This is a genomic window from Alishewanella sp. HL-SH05 (genome assembly GCF_052655985.1).
In genome coordinates this window covers 27,136-42,961 of record NZ_CP199753.1, presented here as the reverse complement: position 1 = coordinate 42,961, position 15,826 = coordinate 27,136, and the positions used below count along the sequence as shown (strand labels likewise).

At 46.4% G+C, this 15,826-nt stretch carries 18 protein-coding genes; 14 read left to right on the top strand and 4 right to left on the bottom strand.

Annotated elements, in window-relative coordinates; translation table 11 throughout:
• Positions 1-14: 14 nt before the first annotated feature.
• The 11 genes from gspD to ACUJFL_RS00180 are packed head-to-tail and all read left to right on the top strand — an operon-like array spanning position 15 to position 10,212.
• Positions 15-2,108, top strand: a complete 2,094-nt coding sequence (gene gspD / locus ACUJFL_RS00230) for a type II secretion system secretin GspD (RefSeq protein WP_445428157.1) — start codon at positions 15-17, stop codon at positions 2,106-2,108.
• A complete protein-coding gene (gene gspE, locus ACUJFL_RS00225) occupies positions 2,105-3,616 on the top strand; it encodes a type II secretion system ATPase GspE (protein WP_371930761.1) in 1,512 nt (503 codons plus the stop codon). The genes gspD and gspE overlap by 4 nt, the downstream gene beginning before the upstream one ends.
• Positions 3,616-4,839 carry a type II secretion system inner membrane protein GspF gene (gene gspF / locus ACUJFL_RS00220; RefSeq protein WP_445428156.1) on the top strand — a complete coding sequence of 408 codons (1,224 nt, stop codon included), beginning with the start codon at positions 3,616-3,618 and terminating at the stop codon, positions 4,837-4,839. Before gspE ends, gspF begins: the two co-directional genes overlap by 1 nt.
• Positions 4,840-5,277 (top strand): type II secretion system major pseudopilin GspG, encoded by a 438-nt coding sequence (gene gspG / locus ACUJFL_RS00215; RefSeq protein WP_226751317.1) that lies wholly within the window; start codon positions 4,840-4,842, stop codon positions 5,275-5,277.
• The gene (gene gspH, locus ACUJFL_RS00210) at positions 5,277-5,840 is read left to right on the top strand and encodes a type II secretion system minor pseudopilin GspH (RefSeq protein WP_226751316.1); all 564 of its coding nucleotides are present in this window, start codon (positions 5,277-5,279) and stop codon (positions 5,838-5,840) included. Before gspG ends, gspH begins: the two co-directional genes overlap by 1 nt.
• Positions 5,840-6,208, top strand: a complete 369-nt coding sequence (gene gspI / locus ACUJFL_RS00205) for a type II secretion system minor pseudopilin GspI (protein WP_226751315.1) — start codon at positions 5,840-5,842, stop codon at positions 6,206-6,208. The genes gspH and gspI overlap by 1 nt, the downstream gene beginning before the upstream one ends.
• Positions 6,201-6,815 (top strand): type II secretion system minor pseudopilin GspJ, encoded by a 615-nt coding sequence (gspJ, locus tag ACUJFL_RS00200; protein WP_226751314.1) that lies wholly within the window; start codon positions 6,201-6,203, stop codon positions 6,813-6,815. Before gspI ends, gspJ begins: the two co-directional genes overlap by 8 nt.
• A complete protein-coding gene (gspK, locus tag ACUJFL_RS00195; protein WP_226751313.1) occupies positions 6,812-7,804 on the top strand; it encodes a type II secretion system minor pseudopilin GspK in 993 nt (330 codons plus the stop codon). Before gspJ ends, gspK begins: the two co-directional genes overlap by 4 nt.
• Positions 7,801-8,994, top strand: a complete 1,194-nt coding sequence (gene gspL, locus ACUJFL_RS00190) for a type II secretion system protein GspL (protein ID WP_226751312.1) — start codon at positions 7,801-7,803, stop codon at positions 8,992-8,994. The genes gspK and gspL overlap by 4 nt, the downstream gene beginning before the upstream one ends.
• Positions 8,991-9,461 carry a type II secretion system protein GspM gene (gspM, locus tag ACUJFL_RS00185; protein ID WP_226751311.1) on the top strand — a complete coding sequence of 157 codons (471 nt, stop codon included), beginning with the start codon at positions 8,991-8,993 and terminating at the stop codon, positions 9,459-9,461. The genes gspL and gspM overlap by 4 nt, the downstream gene beginning before the upstream one ends.
• Before the next feature lie 55 nt (positions 9,462-9,516).
• On the top strand, positions 9,517-10,212 hold the full coding sequence (locus ACUJFL_RS00180; protein WP_306178569.1) for a type II secretion system protein N: 696 nt from the start codon (positions 9,517-9,519) through the stop codon (positions 10,210-10,212).
• On the opposite strand, the gene yrfG is transcribed toward ACUJFL_RS00180, so the two are convergent.
• Complete coding sequence (gene yrfG, locus ACUJFL_RS00175) at positions 10,194-10,880, bottom strand: GMP/IMP nucleotidase (RefSeq protein WP_226751309.1); 687 nt, start codon at positions 10,878-10,880, stop codon at positions 10,194-10,196. The two genes, ACUJFL_RS00180 and yrfG, sit on opposite strands and share 19 nt — an antisense overlap.
• A 62-nt stretch (positions 10,881-10,942) precedes the next feature.
• Here yrfG and nudE point away from each other — a divergent pair, with 62 nt between their 5' ends.
• From nudE to pckA, 3 genes are all read left to right on the top strand, one after another.
• Positions 10,943-11,554 (top strand): ADP compounds hydrolase NudE, encoded by a 612-nt coding sequence (gene nudE / locus ACUJFL_RS00170; protein ID WP_226751308.1) that lies wholly within the window; start codon positions 10,943-10,945, stop codon positions 11,552-11,554.
• Entirely contained in the window at positions 11,508-12,332 is an 825-nt protein-coding gene (gene cysQ, locus ACUJFL_RS00165; protein ID WP_306178568.1) for a 3'(2'),5'-bisphosphate nucleotidase CysQ, read from the top strand. The genes nudE and cysQ overlap by 47 nt, the downstream gene beginning before the upstream one ends.
• Positions 12,333-12,554: 222 nt before the next feature.
• A complete protein-coding gene (pckA, locus tag ACUJFL_RS00160) occupies positions 12,555-14,153 on the top strand; it encodes a phosphoenolpyruvate carboxykinase (ATP) (protein WP_226751306.1) in 1,599 nt (532 codons plus the stop codon).
• A 174-nt stretch (positions 14,154-14,327) separates the two neighbouring features.
• Here pckA and ACUJFL_RS00155 read toward each other — a convergent pair whose 3' ends face one another.
• From ACUJFL_RS00155 to ACUJFL_RS00145, 3 genes are read right to left on the bottom strand one after another with little or no spacing between them, the layout of a single operon-like run.
• Positions 14,328-14,531, bottom strand: coding sequence for a DUF4177 domain-containing protein (locus tag ACUJFL_RS00155; protein ID WP_445428155.1), 204 nt, complete (start codon positions 14,529-14,531; stop codon positions 14,328-14,330).
• Positions 14,532-14,570: 39 nt separating this feature from the next.
• Positions 14,571-14,813, bottom strand: coding sequence for a YheU family protein (locus ACUJFL_RS00150; protein ID WP_306178567.1), 243 nt, complete (start codon positions 14,811-14,813; stop codon positions 14,571-14,573).
• A complete protein-coding gene (locus ACUJFL_RS00145; RefSeq protein ID WP_445428154.1) occupies positions 14,810-15,814 on the bottom strand; it encodes a hydrolase in 1,005 nt (334 codons plus the stop codon). The genes ACUJFL_RS00150 and ACUJFL_RS00145 overlap by 4 nt, the downstream gene beginning before the upstream one ends.
• Positions 15,815-15,826: the final 12 nt, after the last annotated feature.

Sequence of the window (15,826 nt, the reverse complement as noted above, 5' to 3'; positions counted from 1 at the left end):
TTGGTTAATCTCTCATGAAATCAGGCTTTTTCCTCAGGAACAAAGGGCGCACTCTTGCCAGTATGATGTTAGCTGCGTTGCTCAGCTTTTCAGTGGTTGCAGATAGTGACATTAAGTACTCGCCAAACTTTAAAGGCACCGACATTAATGAGTTTATTAATATCGTCGGTATGAATCTGAAAAAAACCATTATTGTTGACCCGCAAGTGCGGGGTCGGATCAATGTGCGTAGTTACGATATGCTGACCGAAGAGCAGTATTATCAATTCTTCCTCAATGTGCTGGAAGTATACGGCTTTGCCGTTGTCGAAATGGACAGCGGCATTATGAAAGTCGTGCGCAACAAAGATGCGAAGACATCCAATATACCGGTAGTGGGGGATGATGACCCTGGCTTTGGTGATGAAATGGTGACGCGGGTGGTTCCGGTGCGTAACGTCTCGGTTCGCGAATTAGCCCCCTTGCTACGGCAGTTTGTTAACCAGGGTGGTGGTGGCCACGTGGTAAACTACGATCCTTCTAATGTTATTATGATGACGGGCCCTGCTGCCCTCGTGGCGCGCTTGGTTGATATTATTCAACGCGTGGATAAAGCGGGCGATCAGGAATTAGAAATCCTGAAATTGAATTATGCCTCTGCTGCCGAAATCGTTCGTATTTTAGAAAATATCTATCGTTCACAGAATCGTGGTGAACAACCTGATTTCCTTGTGCCGAAAATTGTCGCAGATGAGCGTACCAATAGCGTTATTGTCAGCGGCGAAGCGCAAGCCCGTGAGCGCGTGATTGCGTTGGCCAAACGTTTGGATGCGGAATTACAAACCAGCGGTAATACCCGAGTGTTGTATCTGAAATACGCCAAAGCTGAAGATCTCGTGCCAGTGTTAAAAGGCGTAAGTGATTCTATTGTCGCTGAAGCGCAAGGTGCACAGCAACCGACACCGCAAACGGCACGACGCAGTGGCGGTCGTGAAATCAGTATTGAAGCGCATCCAGATAGCAATTCTTTAGTGATAACAGCGCAACCCGATATGATGCGTTCTCTCGAAGATGTCGTAAGGCAATTGGATATTCGCCGTGCGCAGGTGCTAGTTGAAGCGATTATAGTCGAAGTGTTTGATGGCACGGGCACCGATTTTGGTGTGCAATGGTTAAATGAAAATGGCGGTGGCACCAACTTTACCGGCACGAATACGATTCCAATCGTGAATATTGCAGCGGGTGCGGCACAAGCGTCACAAATTACTCGCGGAAATACCACACAATCTCGTGATCCTACCACCGGTGAATTAATTACTACCACAACTGCTGATACTAATCGTGACTATACACAGCTAGCCACTGCTTTGCAGAGCCTGAATGGCGCTTTGTTAGGGTTTTATAACGGTAACTGGGCTGCTATTTTACAGGCCGTTCGCACCAGTACTAACTCTAACGTTCTGGCCACGCCACATATCACTACCATGGACAACCAAGAAGCGATTTTCTTAGTCGGTCAAGAAGTACCGGTGATTACAGGTTCAACCGTTGGCTCTAACAATACTAACCCTTTTCAACAAGTACAGCGCCAAGAAGTGGGTATCAAGTTAAAAGTTACCCCACAAATTAACGAAGGCGATGCGGTACAGTTAGTGATTGAGCAAGAAGTATCCAGTATTGGCGGCACTACCGCGGTTGATATCACGATTAACAAGCGTGAAATTAAAACCACCGTGATGGCCGATGATGGTGCCACCATTGTACTGGGTGGGTTAATTGACGAAGACGTGCAAGAAAGTGAATCAAAAGTTCCGCTGTTAGGCGACATACCTATTCTGGGGCATTTATTCAAATCAACCAGTGTCAGTAAGCGTAAACGAAACCTAATGGTATTTATTAAAGCGACCATTGTCCGTGACGGTAGCGCTATCAGTGGCATTAGTAAGCAAAAATATAACTTTATTCGTGCTGAGCAATTAAAGCGCGAAGAAGAAGGTATTCGCTTAATGCCGCTGACTAATCAAGCTGTGCTGCCTGAATGGGACGAGTCGTTAAAATTACCGCCCAGTTTTAACGAATATATTGAGCAGCAAAACCGATCTGCTGTTGATGGGAAGAAAGAACAATGATGAGCGATGTCGCCGACCTGGAAATAACACCGGTCAGCAGCAAAATCCGCTTACCGTTCGGATTTGCTAAACGCTATGGTGTGTTATTGCAGCAACAATCGCAAAATTGGGTGCTGTATGTGCAGCCGACAACGACGCCACAAGCTTTGCTTGAGGTGCGCCGTTTGTTGGCAGAGCCTTTTACAGTACAAAAGCTGGATGCTGCAGCCTTCGAGGCATTGCTCGAAGCTTCTTATCAGCGCGATTCTTCCGAAGCACAGCAATTGATGGAGGATATTGGTAACGAGGTCGATTTGGCTTCACTTGCTGATGAAATTCCTGAAACAGAAGATTTGCTAGAAAACGAAGATGACGCGCCGATCATTAAATTAATTAACGCGATGCTCGGTGAGGCCATCAAGCTAGGCGCGTCAGATATTCATGTAGAAACCTTCGAAAAAGCCTTAATTATTCGCTTTCGGGTTGATGGGTTATTGCGGGAAGTGCTGCGACCACATCGGCGTTTATCCAGCTTATTGGTATCGCGCATTAAAGTTATGGCCAAGTTAGACATTGCTGAAAAGCGTTTGCCTCAAGATGGTCGTATTAGTTTACGTATTGCCGGTCGCGCAGTGGATGTGCGCGTATCCACCATGCCATCGAGTCATGGCGAGCGTGTGGTACTGCGTTTACTTGACAAAAATAACTCGCATCTGAACTTAGCCGATCTGGGAATGACCCCTGCGGTAGAGCAGCTATTCTCGCAACTTATTTTAAAACCGCATGGCATTATTTTGGTCACCGGCCCTACGGGTTCCGGTAAAAGTACTACGCTGTATGCCGGTTTAACCGAAATTAACACTAAAGATCGGAATATTCTTACGGTAGAAGATCCGATTGAATATGAATTAGAGGGTATTGGCCAAACTCAGGTGAATAGCAAAGTGAATATGACCTTTGCTCGCGGTTTGCGTGCGATTTTACGACAAGATCCCGATGTGGTGATGGTCGGTGAAATTCGCGATCTTGAAACGGCACAAATTGCCGTACAAGCCAGCTTAACCGGTCACTTGGTCTTGTCGACTTTACACACCAACACCGCTGCAGGTGCAATAACGCGTCTTGAAGATATGGGTATTGAAGCCTTTTTACTGTCTTCGAGTTTACTCGGCGTGCTCGCGCAGCGACTGGTTCGTACTTTATGTCCGCACTGTAAAGCTGAGCATGTGCCAGATAAAGAAGAACGTCATTTACTCTCGGCCAATAAAAAAGAAGACTTGCTGATTTATCGCGCCACCGGCTGTGAGCACTGTAACTTTAGTGGTTACAAAGGCCGTACCGGCATCCATGAACTGATTGTGGTTGATGATCAGATGCGAGAGATGGTACATAACGGCAAGGGCGAGCAACATATTGAGAAATATGCACGACAATTCAGCCCCAGTATCCGCAGCGATGGCTTTAGTAAGGTGTTAGCCGGTATTACAACGTTAGAAGAAGTACTGCGGGTTACCCGTGAGGATCTGTAATGGCGGCCTTTGAATATCAAGCCTTAGATGCCTTTGGTAAAAAAGCCAAGGGGGTATTAGAAGCTGATAATGCTCGTCAGGCGCGACAGCTGTTGCGTGAGCGAAAGCTAACGCCTTTGACCGTTGAAGTGGCCTCACAGCAAGAAAAAATGCTCGCGAGCGGTAAAAGTTGGTTGAAACGCAAAATATCAGCAGCCGAGCTGGCACTGATCACACGGCAAATTGCGACCTTAATTGCAGCAGCCTTGCCGATTGAAAGTGCCTTATTGGCGGTTGCCGAGCAGTGTGAAAAGCCGCGTTTAAAAAATATGATGATGTCGGTGCGTTCTAAAGTTGTCGAGGGTTATAGCCTCGCCGAGGGCTTAGCCGAATTTCCACACGTGTTTGACCATCTCTATCGCTCAATGGTGGCGGCGGGCGAAAAATCTGGGCATTTGGACCAGGTACTTAATCGCTTAGCTGATTATACCGAGCAGCGGCAACATATGCGTAATCAGATCATTATGGCCTCGGTTTATCCGATCGTTATGGTCGTGGTGTCTTTGCTGGTTATCGGTATTTTATTGGCCGCAGTCGTCCCCAAAATTACTGAGCAATTCGAATATATGGGGCAACAATTGCCTGCCCTGACCCGATTTATGATCAATGCCAGTGAGTTTACCCAAAGCTACGGTGTGATTATTGCCGTAGCGCTGTTGTTGTTACTGGTAGGTTGGCAACGATTATTACAACGGCCTGCATTTCGGTTGCGCTATGATCGGCGTATTCTCAGGGTTAAAGTGATTGGCCGCATCGTCAACAGTGTAAACACTGCGCGGTTTGCTCGTACGCTCAGTATCTTAAATGCCAGCGGCGTGCCGTTGTTAGATGCTATGCGCATTAGTGCTGATGTGTTAGCCAACAGTTACATGAAGCAAAGCGTGGCCGAAGCTGCGTCGAGAGTGCGTGAGGGGACATCATTAAAGTCAGCTTTAGAGCAAACTAAACTGTTTCCACCGATGATGCTGCATATGATTGCCAGTGGTGAAAAAAGCGGTCAACTAGATTCAATGCTAGGCCGTGCCGCTGATACTTTAGATCGTGAATTTGAAATGACCATGACCGTATCGTTAGAGATTTTTAAACCTTTAGTGGTTATCGTGCTAGCGGTGGTGGTGTTTCTGATTGTATTGGCAATTTTATTGCCGATTTTAGAGCTTAATAACATGGTAGGAAAATACTAAATGAAAAAGAGTGCCGGTTTTACCTTGCTGGAAGTGATGGTGGTTATCGTCATCCTAGGATTGCTAGCCAGCTTTGTCGTGCCAAATTTAATGGGTAATCAAGAAGAAGCGGCTCGTCAAAAAGTTGTGGTGGACATTCAACAATTAGAAAATGCCTTAGATATGTACCGCTTGCGCAATAGCTTCTATCCCACCACGGAGCAAGGGTTAGAAGCCTTAGTCACAGCACCCACCTCGCAACCGGTGCCACGTTCTTACCCTGAAGATGGCTTTATTCGTCGTTTACCCAAAGATCCTTGGGGTGAAGAGTATATTTTGATCAGTCCTGGCCAAATGGGTCGCTTAGATGTGTTTAGTAAAGGACCCGATCGAGTTACTGGTACGGATGACGATATCGGTAATTGGAATTTAGACGGTAGCAATTCAGGCAATAATTAATGCGGCGTGCTGCGGGCTTTACTTTATTGGAAGTGATGCTGGTGATACTGTTAATCGGCATCCTGGTATCAACGGTAGTACTGAGTTTTGGTAATGACTCAGTGCAAGACCGTTTAGACAAAGAGGTAAATCGCTTTCAACAAGTGTTTCAGCACTTTGCTGAAACGGCTGAATTGCAGCAGCAAGAATGGGGCCTAGTAGTCACAGCAAACAGTTACGCTTTTGTGTTATACAGCGATGATGGTTGGCAGTGGGTTGAAACGCCGACGGCTGCGGCAGCCTATCAATTACCTAGCGGCCTGTTATTGCAGTTAGAGCTAGAGGGTTTGCCGGGCGCTGAGCAAAATTTGTTGAGTGAGTTAGAGTTTGACACGCCTGAGTTAACAGAATTAGCTGAAACGGCGGCTGAGCCACCGCTACCCAAGGTTTTTATGTTGTCGTCCGGCGAAATCAGCCCGTTTCGATTGCAGTTTCGATGGCGTGAAAATGGTGAAACCTTAGAGCAAACGGTCGGCACCGATTTTAGTATTCCGTTAATACGTTTTGAATTAGGTAATCGTTAATGCGCCAGCGTGGTTTTACCTTATTAGAGCTCTTAGTCGCGCTAGTGATTTTTGCCACCGCGGGTGTGGCGATTATGCAAGCTAGCACAAATCACATGCGCGCTTTACTGCAATTAGAAGAGTTAACCATTGCCAGTTATGTCGCGAACAATCAATTACAACAAGCACAATTTTCGCGTACTTGGCCTCCGCGTGAGTTAGAACAAGGCGAAGTCGAGATGGCAAACCGCACCTGGCGTTGGCAAATGCGTGCCACCACAGTGCCGGATCAAGACTTGCGGGAGTTGACGGTCAGTGTACGTTTAGAGCAGCAGCCCGACGTGGTGATATATCAGTTGAAAACCTATGTTGGACGGCTTGATGAATAACCGTGGATTCACGTTTTTAGAAATGTTGTTGGTGATGGCGCTTTTTGCCATCGTCGGTTTATCTTCCGTAGCCGTTTTAAGCACCGTGACGCAAAGCGATGCTGCCTCTAAGTTATCTATCGCCCGTTTGCAACAATTACAACGCGCGATGCTGTTGCTAGAGCGCGACATTATGCAGATCAGCCCTCGCTATGTGCGCATTGAAGGTGATGCACCGCAGCAAGAGCGGTTGTGGGGGGAGCAGTATTTGCTTGAAAGTGAAGATCATGGAGTCAGTTTTACGCAGCAAGGTTGGCGTAATCCGGGTATGTTATTGCCGCGCAGTGAAGTGCAAGCGGTGGCTTATCGTTTACAAGATGGTCAGTTACAACGCTTGTTTAATGTCTATGTCGATGCCGTTAATAATACCGAGCCACAACAACAAAATTTATTAGCAGAGGTTGAGCAATTTCAACTGACGTATTATAGCGCAGGCGAGTGGGAAGAGCGCTGGCAGCATCAATATTTGCCAGAAGCGATAAAAGTACGCATTAAGCAACGCGATTTAGGTGAGTTAGAGCGGATCTTTGTGTTACCCAATGCGCTTTGGCGCAAGGGGGGATTATGAGCAAATGCCAATCGCAACAGGGCGTTGCTTTAGTCACCGTTATTATGATTGTGGCCATCATCACTGTGCTGGCCGTTGGCATGAGTAGCCGTTTGCAATTGCAATTGCAACGTCAGCAAAATTTACAACAACAACAACAAGCTTTTTGGTATGGCATGGGCGCAGAAGCCTTTGCCCGCGTGTTGTTACGTCGCTCCTTAGCGGGCGCGGAGACGGTGCATTTAGGCCAAGATTGGGCTGCGCAGGGCGCCAGTTTTATGGTTGAAGATGGTCAAATTGCCGGTGAAATACAAGACTTACATAGTTGTTTTAATTTAAATGCTTTGCAACAGCAACCGGACCGAACTCAGCCAGGCCAATTGCAGCAAACGTTAGCTCAGCGTAGTTTTCAACGTTTGTTAGAACAAGTCGTGCCAGAGCTGAGTATGCCTGCAGAATATTTAACGGCTCGGGTGAGTGATTGGTTAGATGCCGATAGTTTGCTCAATACCGCTGGCGGTGCTGAGCAAGATGATTATGCCAGTTTAGCTTTTCCCTATTACACCGCGAATAGTTTGTTTGTGTCGGTATCCGAGTTGCGATTGATGCTTGATTTAACACCGGCAGATTATCAGTTACTGCTGCCTTATGTTTGTGTTGTGCCAGAGCAAGCTGAATGGTTGTTAAACGTGAATACCTTAACCGAAGAGCGCGCGGCCTTATTAATGGCGTTGCTACCGGAGTTAACTGAAGCACAAGCACAAGAAGCCATCTTATCGCGACCAGAAGAGGGTTACACTGATGTGGACAGCTTTTTGCAAAGCAGCGCCTTGGCCGGTTTAACTGTGCCAGATGATGTGAAAAAAGTACTGACCGTTAAGTCTGATCACTTTACACTGCTAGCAACCACTGCCTACCTAGAAACCGGTTTTCGGCTGACAGTGGTATTCAAACGAGAAGAAAATAATGCAATCAAGGTATTGGCTCGGCGTTTTGGAGGCCAGGGATGAATGAACACATAATTATCAGGCTGGGTAGTCAGCCTGAGCAAAGCATCAGTTGGTTGGTCTGGGCGCCGTTAACGCAAGAAGTGATCGCGAGTGGCGAAATTGCTGCTGTCAGTGAATTACCGCAACTCGCTGCAAGGCTGGGCTCTGCTCGTGCCGTGGTGGCTCTGGTACCTGCGGCCGATGTGTTACTGAAAAAAGTAGCGTTACCAGCAAAACCGAACAAGCAACTGCTCCAAGCTTTGCCTTATATGCTAGAAGAAGAGCAAGCCGAAGATATTGATAAACTTTATATTGCGCTGGGTAAGGTAGAACAGCTAGCCGAACAATATTGGCAACAAGTGGCCATTTGTCAGCGACATCGACTAGAGCAATGGCTAGGTTGGTTACAAGAGGCTGGCTTTAAGGTAGTGCGCTTGGTGCCTGATGCTTTATTGCTGCCCGCTACCCGTTTACCTTGTTGTATTGAGTTACAGCAACAATGGTTACTGCGGCAAGATGAGTGGCAGGCAACCTCAATTGAAAGCGGTTGGTGGCCAGATTATTTGGCTTTAGCTCAATTGCCGCAAGTGCTCAGCTATAGCCCATGGCCAGCACATGTGCAGCATTTGCATGATACAGCAGCGCCTGAGCTACCTTTAGCCTTGCTCGCCAAAGGCCTAAACGAAACCGATTTTAATCTGTTGCAAGGTTCATATGCACCAAAGCGTGCACAGAATCGTTATTGGCAACAATGGAAATTAACGGCGATGATCGGCGGCCTATGTTGTTTACTGTATTTTGTGCAGCTTGGCACAGAAGTATATCAACAAAAACAACAGTTAGCGGCGACAGAGCAGCAACTGCGTGCCTTGTATCTCGAGACTTTCCCGAATGATCGCATTGTCAATTTGTCTAGGCAAGTACGGCAGAAACTGCAAACCGTAGGTGCTGGTAAGCAAGAGCCGCATTTCTTAAATTTATTAGCGGTTCTACAGCAGCGGTTAGAAAAGCTTCCTGATTTGAAATTAGATTCGCTTCGCTACGATGCATCTCGGCAAGAATTACGTTTTGGTGCCAGTGCCGCCGGCTTTCAGAGTTTTGAGCAATTAAAATCGCAACTAGAGCAGGCCGGCTATCAAGTCGAACAAGGCGCACTGAGTAACGATGGTAATCGGGTACAAGGCTCAGTTGTGATGCGAGGTGCAGTATGAAGCAACGCTTTTTTCAATGGTGGTATGGCTTAGCGTCACGTGAACAACGCTTAGTATTAATTGCAGTGCCTTTAGTAATACTGGGGGTTTTTTATTGGTTAATCTGGCAACCGTTACATCAGGCTAAGCAGCAAAATGTGGTTGCTTTACAACAAATGCAACAACAGTTGATCGCTTTACAACAAGCTAAGCCGCTATTACAGCTGGGCGATACCAGCCCAGAACGCGTGGGGGGCAGTTTAGCGCAGATTATTAGTAATAGTGCACGTAGTTTTAATATTCGGGTCAGTCGGATGCAACCGCAAAATGATCAGTTGCAATTGGTGCTAGATGATATTGCTTACGCACAATTATTACCGTGGTTACACCAATTACAGTATCAAAATGCGGTGCGTTTAGTCAGTTTAGACATCGGCGTCACTGATAAACCGGGTATCGTTCGCGTGCGCAGAATGGTTATTGAGTAGTATGAAAAAATATTGGAAGTATGTTTTAGTTTGTTTGCTGGCTTATAGTGTTTTTATGTTAGTTCTAACGCCAGCCAGTTGGTGGCTACGCTTAGTGCCCTTACCGGCTAATGTGCAGCTAGGCACGGTTACTGGCACATTATGGCGCGGCGAAGTACAAGGTATCGCTTATCAAAACCTCGTGTTGCCGACATTAGAATGGCAACTCGCGCCATGGTCATTATTCACGCTGCGAGCCAAAGTTAGCTTTCAAGCCGGCAGTGTGCAGCAAGAGCAACAGCCTTACATGCAAGGCACTTTGATTGCAGGTTTTAGCGGGATGCAATTGCAGCAATCCTTATTTAAAATGCCTGTGGCAACCGTGGTGCCGATGTTGCAATTACCGCTACCCGTGCAAGCGACGGGGAATTTGCTGTTGCAAATAGACCAACTTAATTTAAAACAAGGTGCGTGTCAGCAATTGCAGGGCCAAGCGTCATGGCTTGATGCCAAGTTACAACCGCCAACAGGGCAATGGCTAGATTTACAGCAATTGCATGCTGATCTCAGCTGTGAGCAGGATCTGCCGGTGCTGGTAACCGATGCCAATAACGTGCTTTCTTTAGATATTCGCGCGAGTATCAAGCCAAGTGGTCGTTTGACGGTACAGGGCAGCCTAAAACCGTCGGCCGACTTACCCGAAGAGGTGCATCAAGCGATGCGCTTTGTCGGGCAGCCGGATGCGAATGGCCGTTATTCATTAAACTTTTGATGGCGGCTCTCATAAATAGCCGGTAGCAGTTGGTGGTAATCGGTAACCGCAGCATAGTCACTGAAGTTATTATGCGGTTTTTGACTGTCTGGGTTAGCCACCGCCAATAGATGCTTAATACCAAACTGCTCTGCGGCTTGTAAAATGACTAAGCTGTCATCGACGAATAAGGTTCGATTAACATCAAAACCTAACCGTTGTTGCAGTTTTTGCCAGAGCAGTTGGCTTTCTTTCGTTACGCTAAACTCATGTGTCGAGATTAACTCTTCAATGTAGTTAGCAAGATCAGTGCGTTCGAGCTTTAAAGACAAGCTGTCAGGATGCGCATTAGTCACCAGCACAATATGTCGCCCGGTGGCTTTTAGGGCAGTGAGAAAAGCCGGCACATCTGCGCGCATTTGGATTTTATTGATAATTTCACGCTTTAATTCGGTGATTGGTAATTGCAGTCTTTTGCCCCAATAGTCGAGGCAGTACCATTCTAGTTTACCTTGCAAACGTTGGTATTCTTCTGCCAATTCAGCCGCCGCTTGCTGAGGGCTGATACCGCTAATTTCAGCCCAGCGCAGGGGTAAATGCTGTTGCCAAAAGTAGTTATCAAAGTGCAAATCGAGCAGGGTGCCATCCATATCGAGCAAGACGGTGTCGATTTCTGACCATTGCAGCATAGGTTTTTCCTATTAATCGTTTTATAGTAGTGTCTGATGTTAAGTTTACCAGAGAGCCCAGTATGACGCAGCGTAACAGCGACAAACAAAAACCAGAAATTCTTGCGCAGGAAATTGTCGCTCAAAGTCGATTGTTTAAAATTGAACAATTAGAGTTACGGTTTAGCAATGGCGTAGAACGCACTTACGAAAGAATGCGTGGAAGTAATCGTGGTGCAGTAATGATTATTGCTTGCCCTGATCCCAATAACTTTTATCTGGTCCGTGAATACTCAGCAGGCACCCATGACTATCAACTTGGTTTTCCCAAAGGCTTGATTGATCCTGGTGAAGACGTGGTAACAGCGGCTAATCGTGAACTCAAAGAAGAGATTGGTTTTGGCGCGAAGCGCTTCGTGCAATTAAAATCTCTGGCTTTAGCCCCAGGCTATTTTAATGCTACAATGCACATAGTATTAGCCTTCGATTTATATGTGGAGCGTCTGGCTGGCGATGAGCCAGAGCCACTGGAGCTAGTGAGCTGGTCACGTCAGCAAACGGATTTATTGCTGCAACAGGCCGATTTTACCGAAGCACGCAGCGTAGCTGCTTTGTTGCTGGCACAACAGTATTTGGAAGCGAATCCGGATGTTTTTAAGCAAACTGCTGGAACCTGTAAAAACGACAGCCCGTGAAGCGGGCGCTATTTTGTGGGAAATGTACCAAACTGGTAATTTTACCGAACAACAAAAAAGTGACAGCAGTCCGGTCACCACCGCTGATCTGGCGGCTAATGCTCATATCATTGCACAACTATCGGCCTTAACGCCCGATATCCCGATCATCTCAGAAGAAACACATCTGGTTCCTTTAGCGCAGCGTTCAGATTGGCCACGTTATTGGTTAATTGATCCTATGGACGGTACGCAAGAATTTGTGGCTCGTAGTGGCGATTTTGCCGTGAGCATCGCTTTAGTAGAACACGGCTGGCCAGCGCTAGGGGTGATTTACTGGCCAAAAGAAGACGTTATTTATTATGCAACGCGCGGCAATGGTGCTTTTAAGCAGCAGGCAAACTTAATTAAACGCATCGCTGTACATCAACATCAAGCCGGTGAACAGCTGCGTATTGCGGTAAGTCGACGCCAACCACGACAACCGATAATTGATTTGCTCAGTGTGACACAACAGGTCGAGTATATCCCGTTAGGTAGCTGCTCTTTAAAAAGCTGTTTGGTTGCTGAAGGAAAAGCCGATTGTTATTTACGGTTAGGCCCAACCGGTGAATGGGATACGGGCGCGGTGCATGTCATCGTTGAAGAGGCCGGTGGTAAAATCCTCGACAGTCAATTTGCACCGCTGAGTTACAATCAGCGTGAAACACTGGCCAATCCGGATTTTATGGTGATAGGTCAAGCTGCGGCTCCTTGGTCAGACTTAATCCGCGCAAAAAGTACTACGCGGATCCTGTAATTAAATTACCAAATCCTGTAAGTAAGCAACAGGCTGCAGCCCTTGCTGTTATTGGCTTACAGCCCGATTGCTTGTCAATAATCGCTATCTTTTATGTTTGAAAAACGCTATGCTAATCAGGTGTTTTTTGAACAAATTTCAGCCGTTTGTTCAAAACGCAACAAAATTTAAATAGTCCGCTAGAGACGCACCTTTACCTACAGTACCCTAGGAGTCAACAACATGTCCGATCTGGATCTGGGCCAATACGGCATCACGGATGTCGCGGAAGTCATTTACAACCCTTCATATGATTTACTATTCGCGGAAGAAACACGTAGTGATTTAACTGGGTATGAAAAAGGTAAACTCACAGAGTCAGGCGCCGTATCAGTTGATACGGGAATTTTTACTGGTCGTTCTCCTAAAGATAAATACATAGTTCGAGATGACACTACACGCGATACGGTTTGGTGGTCTGATCAAGGTAAAAATGACAACAAGCCTATTAGCACTGAAGTATGGACCGACTTAAAAGCGCTGGTCACCAAGCAATTATCAGGTAAGCGTTTATTTGTTGTTGATACCTACTGTGGTGCGAATGCCGATACTCGCTTAGCCGTTCGTTTTATCACTGAAGTGGCGTGGCAAGCGCATTTCGTTAAAAACATGTTTATTCGCCCAACAGACGCTGAGTTAGTGACGTACAAGCCTGATTTTATTGTGATGAATGGCGCGAAATGTACTAATCCTGATTGGCAAAAGCATGGCTTAAATTCAGAAAACTTTGTGGCTTTTAACTTAACTGAGCGTATTCAGTTAATTGGTGGCACATGGTACGGCGGCGAAATGAAAAAAGGTATGTTCTCTATGATGAACTACTTTTTACCGCTGCAAGGTATCGCTTCGATGCACTGTTCGGCCAACGTGGGTGCGGCAGGCGATGTTGCTGTCTTCTTCGGGTTATCAGGCACGGGTAAAACAACGTTATCAACTGATCCAAAACGTCAATTAATTGGTGACGATGAACACGGTTGGGATGACGCTGGTGTATTTAACTTTGAAGGCGGCTGTTACGCGAAAACGATCAACCTGTCGAAAGAGAATGAACCTGATATCTTTAATGCTATCCGTCGTGATGCCTTGTTAGAGAACGTTACGGTCTCAGCTGACGGTAAGATTGATTACAACGATGGTTCTAAAACCGAAAACACGCGTGTCTCTTATCCGATTTATCATATCGATAATATCGTGACCCCTGTATCCAAAGCGGGTCATGCGAAAAAAGTCATTTTCTTAACGGCTGATGCGTTTGGTGTGTTACCACCGGTATCAAAATTAACCAAAGAACAAGCGAAGTACCACTTCTTGTCTGGTTTTACGGCGAAACTGGCAGGCACCGAGCGTGGCATTACTGAGCCAACACCAACCTTCTCTAGCTGTTTTGGTGCGGCTTTCTTAAGCCTACACCCAACGCAATATGCGGAAGTATTAGGTAAGCGGATGGCAGCATCAGGCGCTGAAGCTTATTTAGTGAATACCGGTTGGAATGGTTCAGGCAAGCGCATTTCGATTAAAGCGACGCGAGCTATTATCGACGCTATTCTAGATGGCAGTATCGAGAACGCAGAGTTTGTGCAATTGCCTTACTTTAATTTAGCCATGCCAAAACATTTGCACGATGTTGAAGATGGTATTTTGGATCCGCGCATGACGTATGCCAATGCGGCTGATTGGGAAGTGAAAGCTCAAGATCTGGCAAGCCGTTTTGTTAAGAACTTTGAAAAGTTTACTGACAATGCCGAAGGTAAAGCCTTAGTTGCTGCTGGCCCTCAGCTGTAATTATTGCGTGTTATTAAAAAAGCCAACCTCGTGAGGTTGGCTTTTTGCTTTGTAAGCCGCAGGTTCTGGTTTGTATTGCACAAGTCATCGCGGCTTTCTTTGTCTCATTAATCACATTGATGCAAAGTTGGCGCTATGTCACCGTCTTCAGCCATTAGAAATGGCAGAAGACGATTATGACTTCGCGCGCTTGGCAATACCGTGAAAATGCGTTGGGCCGCCGGGCATCGTGGGATCCATTTGAAAGTCGATATCGATAATCTCCCAACCTTCTTCACCTAATGCATTTAAGTAAGCTTCATCTTGCTCTACCGTTCGCCCTCTAAGAAAGCCTGTTTTTGCAGCGTTGGCAGAATCAATAATTTTATATTCCCACATAATTGTTTATCGCTCCTTTATTGCGGTATCGGCTAGGTTCTACATTGAGCCGTCAGCAGCTTGTTGTTGCATAAAATGTTGCTTAGACATCAGGTTGACTGTTTCGTCTAACTCAGAATAGACAATCAAAACTTCGCCTGTTTTTAGTTGCCGCCGGATAGCTTGCACCTTGGCTGCTAAGGACACTTCTTGCTCACCGTAATCGGTGCCTTCGCGCAGCACAAAGCTTTCAATTAAGTTATCTAACGTGGTGGGGTCGATATCGGTATAAGAAATAATCATAGATTTAGTTGCTGCTTAATGAAGGCGGGGATCCGCTGGTTAAGCCAGAATACCGGTTTAAACGGACTGCTGCCCGTCACAAAGCCAACATGTCCACCATGTTGGCTCAGCTCGTAGTGTACACTGGCGCTTAGGTCTGTTGGTTTAGGGATCACAGCATCACTTAAAAACGGATCGTCATGGGCATGGATCACCAAGGTTGGGATTTGAATATGCCGTAAAAAAGCTTTGCCACTGGCTTTTTGATAATAATCTTGCGCGTCAAGAAAGCCGTGAATTGGCGCAGTATAATGCTGATCAAATTGTTCAATGCTACTAAAATTGCGAATTTGATTAATGGTCAGTGGTAAAGGAAAGTTAGCATGTGACGCCAGCTTTTGTTCAGTACTGGCTTTTAAGCGGCTCAGTAAATAGCGTTGGTAGACCTTGCTACTGCCACTATTGATTCGTTTGGCGCTGGCTGCTAATTCTAATGGCGGGCAGACTGCCACAGCGGCGTTGAGTAAATTAGCGGCGCCTTGTTCACCACAATATTTTACAAGTACATTGGCGCCTAGTGAAAAGCCGACGGCACTGAGTGGCATAAGCGGAAAGCGTTGCTGTATTTGCGCTATGACCTCGGCAAAGTCACCGGTATCACCACTATGATAAGCGCGTGGTAATTTATTAGGTTGGCCATGGCAGCCACGAAAATGCATTAACACGGCAGGCCAATTGCGCTGTTTTAGTTCTGTGAGTAAGCCTTGAATATAATGGCTATCGATATTGCCCGCTAAACCGTGTAAGAGCACCACCAAAGGCCGCGTATCCGTCGCCTTGGGTAATTCTGTCCAATTTAATTGCAGTTCATCGCCATCACTGAGGGTAAATAATTCTGCTTGGCTACTGAGCCGAGCTTTTGGGCTCAAGTACTTAGCGAAAATGGTTTGCAGGTGAGCATGCTTTAGCCACCACGGTGCTTTAAAGCTGCTGGTATAAACTGGTCTGATCTGAGCTTGCAAAAGGCGGTATCC

Excerpts from the sequence above, each read along its gene's own strand:
- yrfG (WP_226751309.1), bottom strand. The coding sequence starts at position 10,880 with ATGCTGCAATGGTCAGAAATCGACACCGTCTTGCTCGATATGGATGGC.
- gspD (WP_445428157.1), top strand. The coding sequence starts at position 15 with ATGAAATCAGGCTTTTTCCTCAGGAACAAAGGGCGCACTCTTGCCAGT.
- nudE (WP_226751308.1), top strand. The coding sequence starts at position 10,943 with ATGACGCAGCGTAACAGCGACAAACAAAAACCAGAAATTCTTGCGCAG.
- gspH (WP_226751316.1), top strand. The coding sequence starts at position 5,277 with ATGCGGCGTGCTGCGGGCTTTACTTTATTGGAAGTGATGCTGGTGATA.
- cysQ (WP_306178568.1), top strand. The coding sequence starts at position 11,508 with ATGTTTTTAAGCAAACTGCTGGAACCTGTAAAAACGACAGCCCGTGAA.
- pckA (WP_226751306.1), top strand. The coding sequence starts at position 12,555 with ATGTCCGATCTGGATCTGGGCCAATACGGCATCACGGATGTCGCGGAA.
- gspI (WP_226751315.1), top strand. The coding sequence starts at position 5,840 with ATGCGCCAGCGTGGTTTTACCTTATTAGAGCTCTTAGTCGCGCTAGTG.
- gspF (WP_445428156.1), top strand. The coding sequence starts at position 3,616 with ATGGCGGCCTTTGAATATCAAGCCTTAGATGCCTTTGGTAAAAAAGCC.
- ACUJFL_RS00180 (WP_306178569.1), top strand. The coding sequence starts at position 9,517 with ATGTTAGTTCTAACGCCAGCCAGTTGGTGGCTACGCTTAGTGCCCTTA.
- gspM (WP_226751311.1), top strand. The coding sequence starts at position 8,991 with ATGAAGCAACGCTTTTTTCAATGGTGGTATGGCTTAGCGTCACGTGAA.
- gspL (WP_226751312.1), top strand. The coding sequence starts at position 7,801 with ATGAATGAACACATAATTATCAGGCTGGGTAGTCAGCCTGAGCAAAGC.
- gspJ (WP_226751314.1), top strand. The coding sequence starts at position 6,201 with ATGAATAACCGTGGATTCACGTTTTTAGAAATGTTGTTGGTGATGGCG.
- gspE (WP_371930761.1), top strand. The coding sequence starts at position 2,105 with ATGATGAGCGATGTCGCCGACCTGGAAATAACACCGGTCAGCAGCAAA.
- ACUJFL_RS00155 (WP_445428155.1), bottom strand. The coding sequence starts at position 14,531 with ATGTGGGAATATAAAATTATTGATTCTGCCAACGCTGCAAAAACAGGC.
- gspK (WP_226751313.1), top strand. The coding sequence starts at position 6,812 with ATGAGCAAATGCCAATCGCAACAGGGCGTTGCTTTAGTCACCGTTATT.
- gspG (WP_226751317.1), top strand. The coding sequence starts at position 4,840 with ATGAAAAAGAGTGCCGGTTTTACCTTGCTGGAAGTGATGGTGGTTATC.
- ACUJFL_RS00150 (WP_306178567.1), bottom strand. The coding sequence starts at position 14,813 with ATGATTATTTCTTATACCGATATCGACCCCACCACGTTAGATAACTTA.